At 41.1% G+C, this 579-nt stretch carries 2 pseudogenes; both read left to right on the forward strand.

From position 1 onward, the window contains the following. Window positions 1-196: pseudogene (locus tag GQR53_RS20570) on the forward strand (IS3 family transposase); the annotation flags it as partial. A gap of 71 nt (window positions 197-267) precedes the next feature. Beyond that, window positions 268-579, forward strand: a pseudogene (locus GQR53_RS20575) (site-specific integrase); the annotation flags it as partial.

A 579-nucleotide genomic window follows, 5' to 3' on the forward strand; every position in this document is an offset into this window, starting at 1 on the left:
CAGCGGTATTAAATTTGTCACGCCAAACCAGCGTCATTTAGGATTAGATAAAGCGATACTAGCGAAACGTCATCAGGTAAATGAAATGGCGAAATTACAGAACCCAAGTCGTTGGTCAGGAAAATCTCGAGATTGGACAATGATCAATGAAGTAAATTTAAATCCAGAAAAAAAAGAAGCAATGCGGGCGGCATAAAATTTAACTTGATGCGACAACTAACTTGAAAAACTCCGCCTATCACTGGTGGCGACATAGCTCAAAACATCATGAAAGTCCGTGAGGATAAAGAGTTAATTAAATCTTTTGGCTCTCTTAGTGCTATGGCAAAGGCATACTCTAGCTCCATACCAATTCGCTCAACAGGTATTGGGTGGTGCACCAATGATGATGAGTGTAAGTGTGGTAAGCCTGATAGCTGTGAAAGCGGCATTGTAGATAAGCGACACCTGCCCTATTGGGAGGGAATGCTAGTGCAGCAAATGAAACTGATGCAATTGGATGATATTGGTGAAGCTGGTAGAAAAAAAAAAAAAAAAGGCATGGAACGCTGTGAAAAGGTTCTAGTGGCATTGGGTATT

It is taken from the genome of Pseudoalteromonas sp. Z9A6 (assembly GCF_011378805.1).
GTDB classification, from domain to species: domain Bacteria; phylum Pseudomonadota; class Gammaproteobacteria; order Enterobacterales; family Alteromonadaceae; genus Pseudoalteromonas; species Pseudoalteromonas distincta.